Annotated in this window: 17 protein-coding genes and 1 pseudogene; 12 read left to right on the top strand and 6 right to left on the bottom strand. The window is 69.5% G+C overall.

Features of this window, described 5'->3' with window-relative positions; genetic code table 11:
- The first annotated feature begins 105 nt into the window (after nucleotides 1–105).
- Nucleotides 106–696, top strand: coding sequence for a hypothetical protein (locus ABD086_RS04135; RefSeq protein ID WP_343905921.1), 591 nt, complete (start codon nucleotides 106–108; stop codon nucleotides 694–696).
- Between the two features lie 322 nt (nucleotides 697–1018).
- Here ABD086_RS04135 and ABD086_RS04130 read toward each other — a convergent pair whose 3' ends face one another.
- Nucleotides 1019–2428 carry a dihydrolipoyl dehydrogenase family protein gene (locus tag ABD086_RS04130; RefSeq protein WP_343905919.1) on the bottom strand — a complete coding sequence of 470 codons (1410 nt, stop codon included), beginning with the start codon at nucleotides 2426–2428 and terminating at the stop codon, nucleotides 1019–1021.
- Nucleotides 2429–2616: 188 nt separating this feature from the next.
- Entirely contained in the window at nucleotides 2617–2916 is a 300-nt protein-coding gene (locus ABD086_RS04125) for a DF family (seleno)protein (protein WP_343905917.1), read from the bottom strand.
- Nucleotides 2917–2970: 54 nt separating this feature from the next.
- Between ABD086_RS04125 and ABD086_RS04120 the strand changes: the two genes are divergently transcribed.
- The gene (locus tag ABD086_RS04120; RefSeq protein ID WP_343905915.1) at nucleotides 2971–3423 is read left to right on the top strand and encodes a heavy metal-responsive transcriptional regulator; all 453 of its coding nucleotides are present in this window, start codon (nucleotides 2971–2973) and stop codon (nucleotides 3421–3423) included.
- 399 nt (nucleotides 3424–3822) lie between these two features.
- On the opposite strand, the gene ABD086_RS04115 is transcribed toward ABD086_RS04120, so the two are convergent.
- On the bottom strand, nucleotides 3823–4752 hold the full coding sequence (locus tag ABD086_RS04115) for a LysR family transcriptional regulator (protein ID WP_343905913.1): 930 nt from the start codon (nucleotides 4750–4752) through the stop codon (nucleotides 3823–3825).
- 200 nt (nucleotides 4753–4952) lie between these two features.
- Between ABD086_RS04115 and ABD086_RS04110 the strand changes: the two genes are divergently transcribed.
- The 7 genes and pseudogenes from ABD086_RS04110 (at nucleotide 4953) to ABD086_RS04075 (ending at nucleotide 9980) form a co-directional block, all read left to right on the top strand.
- On the top strand, nucleotides 4953–5942 hold the full coding sequence (locus ABD086_RS04110; protein ID WP_425571549.1) for a YeiH family protein: 990 nt from the start codon (nucleotides 4953–4955) through the stop codon (nucleotides 5940–5942).
- A gap of 280 nt (nucleotides 5943–6222) precedes the next feature.
- Nucleotides 6223–6795: a fluoride efflux transporter FluC gene (locus tag ABD086_RS04105; protein WP_343905909.1), complete on the top strand. Its 573-nt coding sequence runs from the start codon at nucleotides 6223–6225 to the stop codon at nucleotides 6793–6795.
- A pseudogene (locus tag ABD086_RS04100) lies at nucleotides 6792–7159 on the top strand (DUF190 domain-containing protein). Before ABD086_RS04105 ends, ABD086_RS04100 begins: the two are co-directional and overlap by 4 nt.
- Nucleotides 7156–7527 (top strand): fluoride efflux transporter CrcB, encoded by a 372-nt coding sequence (gene crcB / locus ABD086_RS04090; protein WP_343905904.1) that lies wholly within the window; start codon nucleotides 7156–7158, stop codon nucleotides 7525–7527. The pseudogene ABD086_RS04100 and the gene crcB overlap by 4 nt, the downstream one beginning before the upstream one ends.
- 38 nt (nucleotides 7528–7565) lie before the next feature.
- Nucleotides 7566–8195 (top strand): phosphatase PAP2 family protein, encoded by a 630-nt coding sequence (locus ABD086_RS04085; protein WP_343905902.1) that lies wholly within the window; start codon nucleotides 7566–7568, stop codon nucleotides 8193–8195.
- A complete protein-coding gene (locus tag ABD086_RS04080; protein ID WP_343905900.1) occupies nucleotides 8192–9031 on the top strand; it encodes an undecaprenyl-diphosphate phosphatase in 840 nt (279 codons plus the stop codon). The genes ABD086_RS04085 and ABD086_RS04080 overlap by 4 nt, the downstream gene beginning before the upstream one ends.
- 334 nt (nucleotides 9032–9365) lie before the next feature.
- Nucleotides 9366–9980, top strand: a complete 615-nt coding sequence (locus ABD086_RS04075; protein WP_343905897.1) for a recombinase family protein — start codon at nucleotides 9366–9368, stop codon at nucleotides 9978–9980.
- Nucleotides 9981–10124: 144 nt separating this feature from the next.
- Here ABD086_RS04075 and ABD086_RS04070 read toward each other — a convergent pair whose 3' ends face one another.
- Genes ABD086_RS04070 through trxA form a run of 3 tightly spaced genes read right to left on the bottom strand, consistent with a single transcriptional unit; the run spans nucleotide 10125 to nucleotide 11157 of the window.
- Nucleotides 10125–10388 (bottom strand): metal-sensitive transcriptional regulator, encoded by a 264-nt coding sequence (locus tag ABD086_RS04070; RefSeq protein WP_343905895.1) that lies wholly within the window; start codon nucleotides 10386–10388, stop codon nucleotides 10125–10127.
- Nucleotides 10388–10798, bottom strand: a complete 411-nt coding sequence (locus ABD086_RS04065) for a DUF302 domain-containing protein (RefSeq protein WP_343905893.1) — start codon at nucleotides 10796–10798, stop codon at nucleotides 10388–10390. Before ABD086_RS04065 ends, ABD086_RS04070 begins: the two co-directional genes overlap by 1 nt.
- A complete protein-coding gene (gene trxA, locus ABD086_RS04060; RefSeq protein WP_343905891.1) occupies nucleotides 10798–11157 on the bottom strand; it encodes a thioredoxin in 360 nt (119 codons plus the stop codon). Before trxA ends, ABD086_RS04065 begins: the two co-directional genes overlap by 1 nt.
- 188 nt (nucleotides 11158–11345) lie before the next feature.
- Here trxA and ABD086_RS04055 point away from each other — a divergent pair, with 188 nt between their 5' ends.
- From ABD086_RS04055 to ABD086_RS04045, 3 genes are read left to right on the top strand one after another with little or no spacing between them, the layout of a single operon-like run.
- A complete protein-coding gene (locus ABD086_RS04055; RefSeq protein ID WP_343905889.1) occupies nucleotides 11346–11666 on the top strand; it encodes a rhodanese-like domain-containing protein in 321 nt (106 codons plus the stop codon).
- 59 nt (nucleotides 11667–11725) lie between these two features.
- The gene (locus ABD086_RS04050) at nucleotides 11726–13144 is read left to right on the top strand and encodes an MBL fold metallo-hydrolase (RefSeq protein WP_343905887.1); all 1419 of its coding nucleotides are present in this window, start codon (nucleotides 11726–11728) and stop codon (nucleotides 13142–13144) included.
- On the top strand, nucleotides 13141–13971 hold the full coding sequence (locus ABD086_RS04045) for a sulfite exporter TauE/SafE family protein (protein WP_343905885.1): 831 nt from the start codon (nucleotides 13141–13143) through the stop codon (nucleotides 13969–13971). The genes ABD086_RS04050 and ABD086_RS04045 overlap by 4 nt, the downstream gene beginning before the upstream one ends.
- The last annotated feature ends 52 nt before the right edge of the window (nucleotides 13972–14023 follow it).

Raw genomic sequence — 14023 nt, 5'->3', positions numbered from 1 at the left:
CGCGGGCGGACGCCACCGCGCCGGTGGCGTCCACCCCGTTCGCGCACCCCACGTCCCCCACGCCGCCGGCGACCGCGACACGCCACCACAGCAAAGGCACACCCCGTGAAGACACCCACTCCCGCTCAGCTGGCGGCCGCCGCCGTCACAGCAATCCTCACCCAGACCGCCGCCGGATGCGGCACGGACCCGGCGCAGACCGGTGCCACTAGCGACACCAGCGAGACCAGCTCGAGCCCGTCGAGCACCGCCGGCGTCGAGCCCGATGACATCTCCCTCCCGCCATGGCCAGCACCCGGCGACGTTCCCGCGCGAGTCGCCGCCGCCGGCCTCGACCTCGGCCCCATGGGCACCGCCGAGCACTACCACCCCACGCTAGCCATCACCATCGACGGCCAGCCGGTCCCCGTCCCGCCCAACATCGGCGTCGACCCCGATACCGGCGCCATGTCCGCGGTCCACACCCACGAAGCCGACGGCACCATCCACATCGAAGCCCACACCGTCGGAGAGAAGTTCACCCTCGGCCAGCTGTTCACCCAGTGGGGCGTCGCCCTGACGCCGACCCAGATCGGTGGCGCCAAGGCGAACGCCGGTGAGGAGATGAGGGTGACTAGCAACGGTGCCCCCGTGCCCGGCGACCCCGCCGAGCTCCAGCTCGAACCCGACCAGCAGATCGAGCTGCTCCTTCCCTGACCCACGCCCACGCCCAAGAGGTCCGCGACCTCGCTGGAGGGACCGTTGAGGTCGTTCTCTCCAGTGGCACCGCACGTACGCTCTCCGGCCTGGACGTTCCGAGAGCCGAACCGCCAGTGGCGATCTGGTCCGCTCGGATCTTCCGTGGCGAGGTCGTCCCGGCAGGGGGCTCCTGGACTGGCACGCTCCAAGAGCCGATTCGCCTGCGGCCACGGTGCACCACATCTGCTCGTCGTCACGCGGACGCGACTACAGCCGGACCGTCGCCCGGAGCGTGCCACCACATGACCCTGTCTTGGTGCCCTGGGTCGGAGCGACGCACTCAGACCATGGATCCGAGATCGGACCCCACGGTCGGGTACGCGGCCGTGGTCGACTTGAGTTGACGGGTGGTGAGCCCGAGCGTGATGGCTAGGCCGAAGGTGTTGATGAGCTCCCCGTACTCGGGTCCCAGCAGATGGGCGCCCACGACCTGGTCCGTGGACCGGTCGATGAGGACCTTCGCGGCCGCAGTGGTCTCGCCGACGCGGTAGTTGGAGTACCAGCCGCTGGTGTCGCTATGACGGACGATCAGGTCGATGCCTTGCTCGCGAGCCTCTGCTTCGAGCATGCCGACGCGAGCGAGCTCGGGGATGGTGAACACCGCCGTCGGGATACCGCTGTAGTTGGGGGCAGTCGTGGTGCCCTTGATCATGTTGGAGGAGGCGACCTTGGCCTCGATGACCGCCACCGGCGTCAGCGGCATCCCCGCGGTGTCCGCGGAGTCCCCGGCAGCCCACACGGCCGGGTTCGTGGTGCTCTGGAGGTGATCCGAGACGCTCAGGCCACGCTCGCCCCATTCCACCCCGGCGGCGCCGAGGGCAAGGCCGCTGAGGTCCGCGACACGACCCGCGCCGTGCACGACGAGGTCTGTCTCGATGGTGTCGCGAACTCCGGCCCGGTCCAGGGTGACGATGTAGCCGTGGCCGTTCGGCTCGACAGTCGCGATTTCGGTGGAGCGTCGCAGCTCGACGCCGATCTCGGCGCCACGGGCGACCAGCAGCTCGACGAGGTCGGGGTCGAATCCCCCCAAGGGGCGTTCGCCGCGGTCCACGATGACCAGTGACGCGCCGGCGCGGGCGGCGATGTGGGCGAACTCGAAGGAGATGAAGCCGCCTCCGACGAACAGGATCCGTGACGGCAGGTCATCGAGGTCGAGGAAGCCGGTGCTGTCGATCAGGTGCTCGTGCCCCGGGACGTCCAGGGGGCGGGGCGTGGCGCCGGTGGCGATCAGGAAGCGATCGGAGCCGTAGCGGGTGCCGTCGACGTCGATCTGTCGCTCACCGGTGAAGCGCGCCGGGCCGTGGAGCGTCTCGACGCCGTTCCGGTTTAGGCCGGCCTCCATGCTCTCCGGCACCGGGTCGGTGAAGCCGTGCTTGTGCTTCATCAGGTCGCCCCAATTGATCGACAGACCGCCTGCGTCGATGCCCTTGCCCTCCATCAGGCGCGCGCTGTCGATGATCTCCGCGCCGCGGCGGAGGATCTTCTTCGGGTCGCATCCCCGCAGCGCGCACGTGCCGCCGTAGGGCAGCGGGTCGACGATCGCGACGCGCCACCCCTGGCTTGCGCACTTGTTCGCAGACGCCACACCGGCCATCCCGGCGCCAAGGACGATCAGGTCATAGCTTTCGCTCATCGGTGGTTCTCCCTCAACAGGTTGTTGGCGGTCTCGTTGACGTCTGACGCGGGACATCTCCGGCGCCGCACCCGCGTCACCCAACCGAGGACGAGGAGCACGAGGCCGACCCCGATCAGGGCCCAGCTCTGGAGGGATATGTCTGCCACCCCACCGAGCACCCCAGCGACAGCAGCACCGGCAGTCCGCAACAGATGCCACTGCGCCGACGACGACGGCCACGGGTGCGGCAGTGCTCACCTGGGTCACGCATCGGCGAGGGCCTCGCGGATCTGGTCGAGTGTCGGCGAGCCTTCGTGGCCACCGGGCACCGCGTATCTCCGGCAAGCCAGCCCGACGTGTGCGCCGGGTTCGGCGAACATGTCGACGCCGTCGATTTGGATGCTGGGTGAGCCCAGGAATCCGACGCGCTCGGCGTCCTCCGGGGTCTCAACCAGTCGGCGGGTCACCGTCACGTCGCCGCGCTCGGCTGCGATCAGCGCCAGGCGCTCGCCCGCGACCTTCCAGTTCGGGCAGTCCTCGAAGTAGAGCAGCGTGATGTCCATGCCCCGACGCTAAACCTTGAACCGCAGCTTAAGGTCAAACCGTAAGGTGGGGTCATGCGCATCGGAGAAGTCGCCGAGGCCGTCGGGGTCCCGACCGCCACCATCCGCTTCTACGAACGCAAGGGACTGCTGCCGCAACCGCGCCGGGGACCCAACGGCTACCGCGAGTACGACGACTCGACACTCACCACGCTCGCTTTCATACGCAACGCTCAAGCCGCCGGCCTCACCCTGGTCGAGATCGCCACGATCCTCGACCTGCGCCGCGAAGGCGCCACTCCGTGCCGACACGTGCAAGACCTCCTCGCCGCCAAGTTGCTCGACGTGCAGCAGCGGCAACGCGAGCTGGCCATCCTCGAAGCGGAGCTCGGCCACTTGATCAGCGTCAGCCGTCGGCTCGACCCCGCCGACTGCTCCGACGAGGCGATCTGCCACATCATCACCCAACCGCAGGCCCCACGACCGCGCACGGATGCCGTGGGCCCAGAGGTAGGTTCACCGACATGAGGCGCCGCATCATCATCCTGGTCGCCCTCTACCTCACTGCGGCGCTGGGGAGTCGGGCCGCCGAAGAGGCGGGCTTTCAACGGTGCCATTGCTCGGCGACGTGCTGGTGCCGCACGCCCCTGCTGAGCGCCTTCCGCTGGGTTCTGCCTATCGGCCACCGCTAAAGGTCGACCGCTCGAATCGCACTATGGCCCGAACGGTGTACGACTCGTGACCGCGGTCCCGGACGCAACGGTGCCGGCGGATGACCACGAGCGGATCGTCACACGGAGCCTGACCAGTACGGGATCCCGTACTGGCACGCTCCGCGAGCCGATCCTGCTGCGGTCGCGCTCTGTGTGACCAGTAGTTTGTGGCGCGTTGACCAGCTCGCGCGAGTCACGGTAGCGCCAGCGATCCTCAACGAACTCGCGCTCTGCTCCGGGGTAGACGCCGGGCTCGTGGCCTCTCGGGGACTGCAAGACGAAGCAGGTCCTCTGCCGGGCCGACCGGTCGCTGGCCGGTGAGCCAGACGGCACGTAGCGAGCGGTCGAGGTCGACTCCGTGAACGGGGACCTGGACTAGGCGGCCGGCTGCGACGTCGTCGTGCACTGCCAGGTCGGAGAGCACGGCCGGGCCGGCTCCGGCGATGACTGCGGAGCGGACGCCGCTGCTGGTCGACACCTCGAGCAGGGGTTGGGTGGGGGTGCCGAACGGGGTCAGGGCTCGGTCCAGCGCGGTGCGGGTCCCCGACCCGGCTTCGCGGTGCACCAGCCGCGTTGCGGCCAGCTCCTCAGCCTCTACCGATTTACGGCGGTGGGCCCACGGGTGAGCGGGCGCGACGACGACCACGAGCCGGTCGGTCGCCACGACCTGAGCGGACAGGCCGGAGGGAAGGTCGGGGCCCTCGATGAAGCCGAGGTCGGCGTCGCCCGCGAGAACCGCGGCCGCCGTGGTGTCGCTGTTGCCTGCGGTCAGGCTGACGGCGGTGTCCGGATGCGTGGCGGCCAGCACGACGAGCCAGCCCGGCAGTAGATGCTCGGCCACGGTCAAGCTCGCCGCGACCCGCAGCCGCGCGATGCGGTCGCTGCGCAGGGACGCGATGCCCGCCTCGAGGACGTCCGCAGCAGCGAGGACCCCACGTGCCCACTCGGCCAGCAGTGCACCGTTGGGGGTGAGGTTCGAGCCACGGGCTGAGCGAGTGAGGACCGCGAACCCGACCAGCCGTTCGAGTCCGCGCACCCGTGCGCTCACGGCAGGCTGGCTTAGCCCGCGGGAGGCACCGGCCTTGCTCAGGCTGCCGCTGGCAGCGATCTCGAGGAGCAGCGACAGGGTGTCGAGGTCGGGCACCCGGGTGAGAGTCATCGACCCACTCTAGAGCCCGCCATCAGTCCGGTGGATGACGTCATCGATCCAGGATGTCTACCGAGCGCCCGTCTGCCGGCGCAGGCTGGAAGTACCGACGAAGGAGAATGCCTGTGACCACGGCCCACGAAGCCCCTGTCCACCGACACCGCACCGGCAGCCGCTGCCGCCCGTCCTGCCCGCCCATTCCCGAGCCCGGGCACCGCAGTCCGGTACCTGGGTTGCTCGCCGTCGCAACCGCCACCGGCGTCGCGTTCGGCGTGCATGCCTTGGTCCCAGCGGTGAACCCCTCCACCGTCGCTGTGGTCATCGGCGCGATCGCGGTCAACATCGGGCTGCACCACCCCTCCCTGCACGTCGGCACCCACGTCGCCTCACACCGGTTCCTGCGCCTGGCCGTCGTGCTGCTTGGCCTGCAGCTGGGGCTGCAACAGCTGCTCGACCTGGGGCCGCGCGGTGCCCTCGTCGTGGTCACCACCGTCACGGTCACGTTCACCGGAACGCGCCTGCTTGGGCGGCTGCTGGGTGTGCCGCCGGCCCGGTCCCTGCTCGTCGCCACCGGCTTCTCGATCTGCGGCGCCTCCGCCGTCGCCGCGATGGAGGAGGTCGCCGGCGGGGACGAGGACGACACGGCGGTCGCAATCGCGCTCGTCACGTTGTGCGGGAGCCTGGCCATCGTGCTGCTCCCGCTGCTTCGTGAGCCCCTCGGGCTCGACCCTGCTGCGTTCGGCAGCTGGGTCGGCGCAAGCGTGCACGACGTGGGCCAGACCGTCGCGACAGCCGACCGCGTACCGGGAGCCCTGACGACCGCGGTCGTCGTCAAGCTCAGCCGCGTCGTGCTCCTCGCCCCGCTGGTCGCCGGGACCGCCGTTGCGCTGCGGCGTCGCACTCCCGCGGCGGCGACGGGGCGCCGCCCACCGCTGCTTCCCCTGTTCGTCGCCGGCTTCCTGGCAGCGATCGCCGTCGCGAGCACCGGGCTCCTGCCCGATCCGGTCCTGCACGGCGCGAAGGTCCTCCAGGAGGTCTTGCTCGCCGCAGCCCTGGTCGGTCTGGGCACCGGGATCCACCTCCCGGTGCTGCGGCGCACCGGAGGCCGCGCGCTGGTGCTCGGCCTCATGTCATGGGTCCTCGTCGCGGGGGTCGCCTACGCCGGCGTACAGCTCACCGGCGCATGACGGGCAAGGGGTGGTGGTCGGTTCGACCAACCCCGCGGTGGGTGGGTCGTGTGGTTCGGGCACTCCTGCGCCCAACCTGGCCCAACTTGGCCCGACCCTTCGGCGTGATCGTCGGGGATCCCAAACGCTGGGCGGTCCGCGCTGATGTGTTCGGGGTGTCCGGGTTCGCCGGTGAGTGTCGCAGTTGGTTAGCATGAGCGCACACGATGGCGGTGGGGCTCGCCGACAACCGTGGCGGCAGGCCACCAACAGTCCCTACCTGAGACAGGTAGGAGTTCGTGTGCCCGAAAATAGTTACCCCGACGTCGGCGATCTGCCGATCGATCCCGATACGTCCGGTGACAGGCTCACCGGCACGGTCCACCGGTTGCCTTCCTTATTCACGTCGCAGTGGGACGTGCTGCTCGCCATCAGCGCCGGCGGCGCACTGGGGAGCCTGGCACGTTGGGGTGTCGGTGAGCTCCTCCCATGGTCCGGGACCGAGTTCGCGTGGGGGACCTTCGTTGAGAACGTCTCTGGTGGGTTCGCGCTCGGCGTGCTGATGGTGTTCGTGCTGGACGTGTGGCCGTCGCAGCGGTACGTGCGCCCGTTCCTGGGCGTCGGCCTCCTCGGTGGCTACACCACCTTTTCGACCTACATGCTCGACGCACGCCTCCTGCTCGGCGAAGGACAGGTCCTCACCGCGTTCGCATATCTAGGAGGGTCCCTCCTGGCCGGCCTGCTCGCCGTCTGGGCCGGGATCGCCTCCGCACGGTTGATCGCACTCAGGCCGAGACGGTCACGACGCCGACATCCAGCACCTCCCGAGTCTTCCATGTTCGCGCACGACGATGACGAGGTGAGGAACCGATGACGCTGCGGGGTCCAGCGAGCAGGCTGACGATCATGGTGGGGGAGTCCGACCAGGTGCACCACCATCCCGTTTACACCGAGATCGTGCATTTGGCGCACCGGGCCGGGCTGGACGGGGCCAGCGCCTTTCGTGGCATCGAGGGGTTCGGCAAGTCGAACCACATCCACACCCCCAGGTGTGGTCGCTCCGCAAGGACCCGCCTGTCGCGGTGGTCATCGTGGACACCGACGAGCAGATTCGTGGCTTCCCCGAGCTGGAGCGGCTGGAGCTCGAGGGCATGGTGATCGTGGAGCCGGTCGAGGTCATCCGCTACGCGGGCAGAGGACCAGCCGGCCCGGCCGGCCCGGGGGAGGACCGGCGATGACAGTTGCGATGGTGCTGCTGGGTGGCGCTATCGGCGCTCCGTTGCGCTACCTCACCGACCTGGTCGTCCAGTCCCGCCACGACAGCGTCTTCCCGTGGGGAACCTTCACCGTCAACATGACCGGCTCGCTGGTCTTGGGCGTCACGGCGGCTGCGGTGACCGGCGCTGGGGTGCCGTCGTGGGTGCTGGCCTTGGTCGGCACCGGGTTCTGCGGTGCCCTCACCACGTTCTCCACCTTCGGGTTCGAGACCGTCCGGTTGCTCGAGGAAGGCTCGGTCCTCACCGCGGGGTTGAACTGCCTCGCGAGCCTGGCGGTCGGTCTGGGCGCGTGCGCCGGCGGGTACGCGATGACGGCCGCGCTCCTGTGAGCGAGGTGACGCCGGTCCGAGGACCGCGGCCGCGCTGGGTGAGATGGCTGCTGGCTGTCGCGGCCGTCCTGCTGTGCGTGCTGACCATCGCGTTGGCCGTGGGCTCGGAGCAGCTCGCGCGGCTCGACCAGACGGTCGCTGACTGGGGCTACCACTCCACCTGGGGCCACGCCGGTCGAAGCTCGTTCTGGGTCGCGGTGGCGACCTACGGGCAGCCGATGGTCCTGCGTGCGGTGCTGGTGCTTCTCCCGCTGCTGCTGGCCCGGAAGCGCAACTGGTGCTTGGCGGCGTGGCTCGTCGCCGTCACCGTGACCGAGAACGTCATCGCCCCCTCGACCAAGCTCCTGCTCAGCCGCCCGCGCCCGGAGTGGCTCGAGCCGATCGCGGTCGAGCACAGTTTGTCCTACCCCTCGGGGCATGCCGCGATGGCAGGGACCTTCGCGGCCGCGGTGATCCTCGTGGCGCTGGCGATGATGGGTCCGGGATGGAGTCGGCGGCTGGTCGTGCTACTCGCTCTGCTGGTCTACCTTGTGATCTCGGTGGACCGGATCTTCTTGGGTGTCCACTACCTCAGCGATGTCGTCGCCGGAAACCTGCTGGGGCTGTGCATCGCTCTGGCGGGGTGGCTGCTGCTCCTCCGGGTCACGTCCTCCGGGAGCGGGTGGTGAACTTGTGGGAGGCGGTGCTGCTGGGCATCGTCGAGGGGGTCACGGAGTTCCTGCCGATCTCGAGCACCGGCCATCTCACGATCGCCGAGGAGCTGCTCGGGTTGCCGGTTGATGACCCCGGCGTCACCGCCTTCACCGCTCTCATTCAGGTCGGGGCAATCGCTGCGGTTCTCGTCTACTTTCGCACCGACATCCGCACACTGGCGGTGGCGTGGTGTCGGGGACTTGTCGTGCCCGGGGAGCGGCACCGACCCGAGTACCGGATGGCCTGGTGCGTCATTGCGGGGTCCGTCCCGATCGGTGTCGTGGGCTTGCTCGCCAAGGACCTGGTCGCCGGCTCCCTACGCTCCCTGTGGGTCGTGGCCGTCGCACTCGTGGCGTGGAGCTTCGTCATGGTCTTGGCGGAGCGGTCTTCCTCGCGGCGCGGGCAAGCGGGCCGCGACCTCACCGTGCGCGATGCGGTGGTGATCGGGATTGTCCAGTGCGTGGCGCTGGTGCCGGGGGTTTCTCGTTCCGGAGCCACCATCAGCGCAGGGCTCTTTCTTGGACTGGACAGGGTCACTGCCACCCGGGTGTCGTTTTTCTTGTCCATTCCAGCGCTGGTCGCGGCCGGCGCCTACGAGGGGCTAATCACGGCCTCGCAGATCTCCACCACCGTCGGCTGGGGGCCCACCGTGGTGGCGACGGCGGTGAGCTTCGTCGTGGCCTACGTATCAATTGCGTGGCTACTCCGCCTCGTGGCCGGACACCCGATCACCGTCTTCGTCCCCTACCGGTTGGGATTGGCAGCGGTGCTCGTCGGGGGACTGCTGACAGGCCTGGTCAGCGCCACGTGACTCGTCCTTGGTCCGGAATCTTCAAACCGAGGAGGGTGGCACCGAGCGGCACGGCCCTCGTGGCGTTTGGGCTCAGGGTTGGGGTGACCTCGCCGTAACGGCTCGTCGCTCCGCGAGCCCATCCCGCATCGGGTCGCTCCGCGAGCCCATCCCGCATCGGGTCGCTCCGCGAGCCCATCCCGCATTGGAGTGACAAGGAGGCCCGCCGGCAGTTCGGGCCTTGGGTTGCTTGCGGTAGACGGCAGCGAGGCGCTTGCTGAGGGGTCGGGCGACACCCGACACCCGAGTCGGCCACAGCCCGTGTCTCGACCGGGTCCACTTCTGGAGGTGCGCCATGAGCGCCCTGCTTGTCGGGTACGCCCGATGCTCTACCGATCAGCAAGACCTCACCGCCCAACGAGACGGGCTCCTCGGCCTCGGCGTCGAGCCGGACCGGATCTACGTCGACCACGGCCTGACCGGCACCAACCGCGAACGTCCCGGACTCCGCGAAGCCCTCGCCGCCTGTCGGGCTGGAGACACCCTGGTGGTCACCAAGCTCGACCGCCTGGCCAGGTCGCTACCCGACGCTCGAGCCATCGCCGACGAGCTAACTGTGCGGCAGGTCAGCCTCAGCCTTGGCGGGTCGGTCTACGACCCCACCGATGCTGTCGGGAAGCTGCTGTTCAACGTCCTTGCGATGGTGGCCGAGTTCGAGTCCGACCTCATCCGGCTCCGCACCGTGGAGGGGATGAAGGTCGCTCGAGCGAAGGGACGACTGCGCGGCAAGCAGCCAAAGCTCAGCCGCAAACAAGAGGCACACCTCGTTTCCCTAGTCCACAGCGGTGAGTACAGCACCCTCGAAGTGGCCGAGCTCTTCGGGGTCGGACGCTCCACCGTCTACCGCGCGATCGAACGCCAGCGAATCGCAGCCAAAGCCGGTATTGCGGCGACACCGTCACGGCGCTGAACGGGCCCCTGGCGCCGGTTGTCCCGCATCGCACACCTCACCGGGACGCCGGCGCCTTCCGGTGATGGCTGAGCCACCCAACGTCGCTAGCGGTTCGCTGAACGGTGACGTCCGGATACGGCAGCGGAAGGCGCACCCGGTGGCTCACGCCAAGGAGAGGAAGAGCTTCTCCATCTTCTTGACGTCGACCGAATCGACGCCGTCGCCTTCGGCCAGGCACTGCTGCAGGCCGGTCGCGACGATGGCGAACCCGGCCCTGTCCAGGGCCTTCGAGACCGCGGCGAGCTGGGTGACCACGTCTTCGCAGTCGCGTCCCTCCTCGAGCAGACGCAGCACGCCGGCCAGCTGGCCCTGGGCGCGTTTGATGCGGTTGATGACCGGGGTCATCTCGGCGGGGTTGAGCTCCATCAGCGTGTTCCTTCGGCGGAGGTGAGGGCGTCCAGGGCGGCGGTGAGCCGCTCCTTCGCGTCAGTGGCGACGGCGTGCAGCGCGTCGTTGTCGGCCAGGCCCATCATCGCGTCGGGGTCGAACGCCTCGAGCAGGCTGGTCTCCTCGTCGAGCGCGCGCACCACCACGTTGCACGGCAGGACCGCCGCGATGGACGGGTCCACGCTCAGCGCCTCGTAGGCGAGCGCAGGACGGCAGGCGCCCAGGATGACCTGGGGCGCGACGTCGACGTCGAGCTTGGTCTTCAACGTGGCCTTGAGGTCGATCTCGGTAAGGATGCCGAACCCCTGCTCGCCGAGGGCGACGCGTGTGGCCTGCACGGCGTCGTCGTAGGGCAGCGCGAGGGTGGTGGTGAGGGTGAAGGTGGTCATCAGGCGCTCTTCTTCTGCTCGGCGAGGGCGGGGGCGACGTCGAGGTCGCGCACGCCAGTGATGACCTGCTCGAGCGCGGCGGCCGGCAGGGCGCCGGGCTGGGAGAACACCAGGGTGCCGCCCTTGAAGGCCATGAGCGTGGGGATGGACGTGATGTTCGCGGCGGCGGCGAGGGCCTGCTCGGCCTCGGTGTCGACCTTGCCGAACGCGATGTCGGCGTGCTCAACCGCGGCCTTCTCGTACACGGGGGCAAACATGCGGCAGGGGCCGCACCACGACGCCCAGAAGTCGACGAAGACGATGTCGTTGTCGGTGATGGTGCGCTCGAAGTTCTCCGCGCTCAGGTTGATGGTGGCCATCGGGCCTCACTCCTCTGCTGTGTCTCACGTGGTTGTACCCACCCCAACGAGGATACCCCCCACCGTATTCCATGGCACAGGTCACAGCCCTGCCCCGTCGGTTTGAGGAATACCCCCGGGGGTGTGTACCGTTCGGCTCGTCGAGATACCCCACCGGGTATCGACCATCTCACTGAGGGGACCAGTTCGTGAGCAGCCGTACGCCCGAAGTTGATGTCGCCCAGCTCGCCGCCGCCGTGGACCAAGGCGCCGTGGTGGTCGATGTTCGTGAGCGTGGCGAGTATGCCCAGGTGCACGTCCCGGGCGCCGTGCTCATCCCGATGGGCCAGCTCACCGCACGCATGGGCGAGCTCGACAAGACCGCACCCGTGTACGTCGTCTGCGCGACCGGAAACCGGTCCAGCGCGATGACCGACCTGCTGCGCGCCGCCGGCTTCGAGGCCTACTCCGTCTCCGGCGGCACCCAAGCCTGGGTCGCGTCCGGCCGCGCCGTCGGAGTCGGCCTGTGATTCCCGACCTGTTCGACATCCCCGCACCTGAGCCGACCGACTCGAAGGAGACCTCCGAGATGACCGACCTGAATGACCTGACCATCCTCACCATCGAGACCCCTACCCTCGGTGACCGCGGCTACCTGGTCCATGACGGCTCCGTCGCGTTCGTCGTCGACCCCCAGCGCGACATCGACCGTGTGCTGGACCTGCTCGACGAGCACCAGGTCCGCCTCACCCACGTCGCGGAAACGCACCTCCACAACGATTTTGTCACCGGTGGCTACGCCCTCGCGGAGCACACCGGTGCGGCCTACCTCGTCAATGGCGAGGATGACGTCTCCTTCTCCCGCACCCCCGTAGCGGACGGAGACGTCATCGAGGTGGGTGAACGTATGCGCCTCACCGCGCTGGCAACCCCCGGCCACACGTTCACCCACCTCTCCTACGCGTTGACCGACGCCGCAACCGGCAGGCAGGTGGCTGTGTTCACCGGCGGGTCGCTGCTCTTTGGCGCCACCGGTCGCCCCGACCTCCTCGGCGAGGAGCACACCCACGACCTGGTGCACCACCAGCACGCGTCCGCGCGCAAGCTCGCGAAACTGCTGCCTGACGACGCCGAAGTGTTGCCCACCCACGGGTTCGGGTCGTTCTGCTCCGCCAGCCAGTCGGATGCGACGGCCTCGACCATCGGGCAGGAGAAGAAGTCCAACCCGGTCCTCACCCAGGACGAGCAGACCTACGTCGACGAGCTCCTGGCGGGCCTCGGCCCGTACCCGGCCTACTACGCGCACATGGCACCAGCCAACGTGGCCGGCCCGTCGGCACCCGACCTGTCGCCGCCTGCGAAGGCCGACGCCATCCAGCTGCGTCGCCGCATCGAGGCCGGCGAGTGGGTTGTCGACCTGCGCACCCGCACCGCGTTCGCGGCCGGTCACGCACCGGGCACCCTCAACTTCGGACTCGACGGCGGCTTCGTGACGTACCTCGGCTGGCTCATCCCGTGGGGCACCCCCGTCACGCTGCTCGGCGAGAGCGCCGACGACGTCGCCGAAGCACAGCGCGAGCTGGTACGCATCGGCATCGACCGGCCCGCAGCCCATGCCACCGGCGGGCCCGACGACTGGTCCGACCGCGAGCTGACCTCGTTCCCCACCGCCACGTTCGCTGACCTCGCCCAGGTCCGTCACCACCGCGACGTCGTCGTCCTGGACGTCCGCCGCGCCGACGAGCACGACAAGGCCCGGATCGCTGGCGCCGTGAACGTGCCCATCCACGAGCTGCCCCAGCGTCTGGCCGACGTCCCGGCCGGCGAGGTGTGGGTTCACTGTGCCGGCGGCTACCGAGCCTCCGTTGCGGCGTCCTTCCTCTCCGCTGCCGGGCGGAACCTCGTCGCCGTCGACGACAGCTTCGACAACGCCGAGAAGGTCGGACTCCACCTCGTTGGACCCGACGTGGAGTCCCACTCCGAGTCCCACGCCGGGTCACCGGCGTGACGTTCGCGCTCCTGGCCGCCGCCGTCGCCGGCGCGCTCATCGGGCTCAGCCTGGGAGCGCTCGGCGGCGGCGGCTCCATCCTCGCGGTCCCCGTGCTCCTCGCGCTGGGACAGAGCGCGACGCAGGCCACCACCGGGTCCCTGGTCGTCGTCGGTGTCACCTCCCTCGCAGGAGCCGTGACCGCTTACCGCGCGGGGAACGTCCTCCTGGCGCGCGGCGTCGCGTTCGGTGCCGTCGCCATCGGCGGCGCGGTTGTCGGGGCGCATGCGTCCGCGGCCGCGCCTGAGCCGGTGCTGCTGGCCGCGTTCGCGGGCCTGATGCTTGTCGTGGCCGGCCTGATGACGGCCCGTCAGGTACGCAGCCGCCGCGGCGCCTCCGCGGGCTCGCACGTCGACCGGCCCCGGCTGGACGACCCCATCATCACGTTCAGCCCGACCTTCATGTGCCAGTGCCCGCGAGCCCTCAAGTTGCTCGTCACCGCGACCGCGGTCGGCCTGCTCACCGGTTTTCTCGGCGTCGGCGGCGGGTTCCTCGTCGTCCCCGCCCTGACCCTCGCCCTGGCGCTCCCCATGGGCTACGCCGCCGGCACGTCGCTGGTCGTCATCGCCATCACCAGCACCGCTGCCCTCGCCACCCGTGCCGGCACCGGCATCGCGCCCGACTGGTGGCTCGTCGCCGCCCTCACCGTCACCGCCGTCGGCGGCTCCGTCGCCGGCGCCCGTCTGGCCGCCCGAACCGACACCGCCCGGCTCTCCGCCGCCTTCACCGGCCTGGTCCTCATCGTCGCCGCTTACACCGTAGCGACGGCCATCCCGGCCCTCATCTGACCCCTCATATGACCTCTCGTCTGACCCTTTCGCCCCCGACACAGAAACGAGT

This window comes from Nocardioides aquiterrae, assembly GCF_039526625.1.
GTDB classification, from domain to species: domain Bacteria; phylum Actinomycetota; class Actinomycetes; order Propionibacteriales; family Nocardioidaceae; genus Nocardioides; species Nocardioides aquiterrae.
This window is presented reverse-complemented; position numbering and strand designations above follow the sequence as displayed.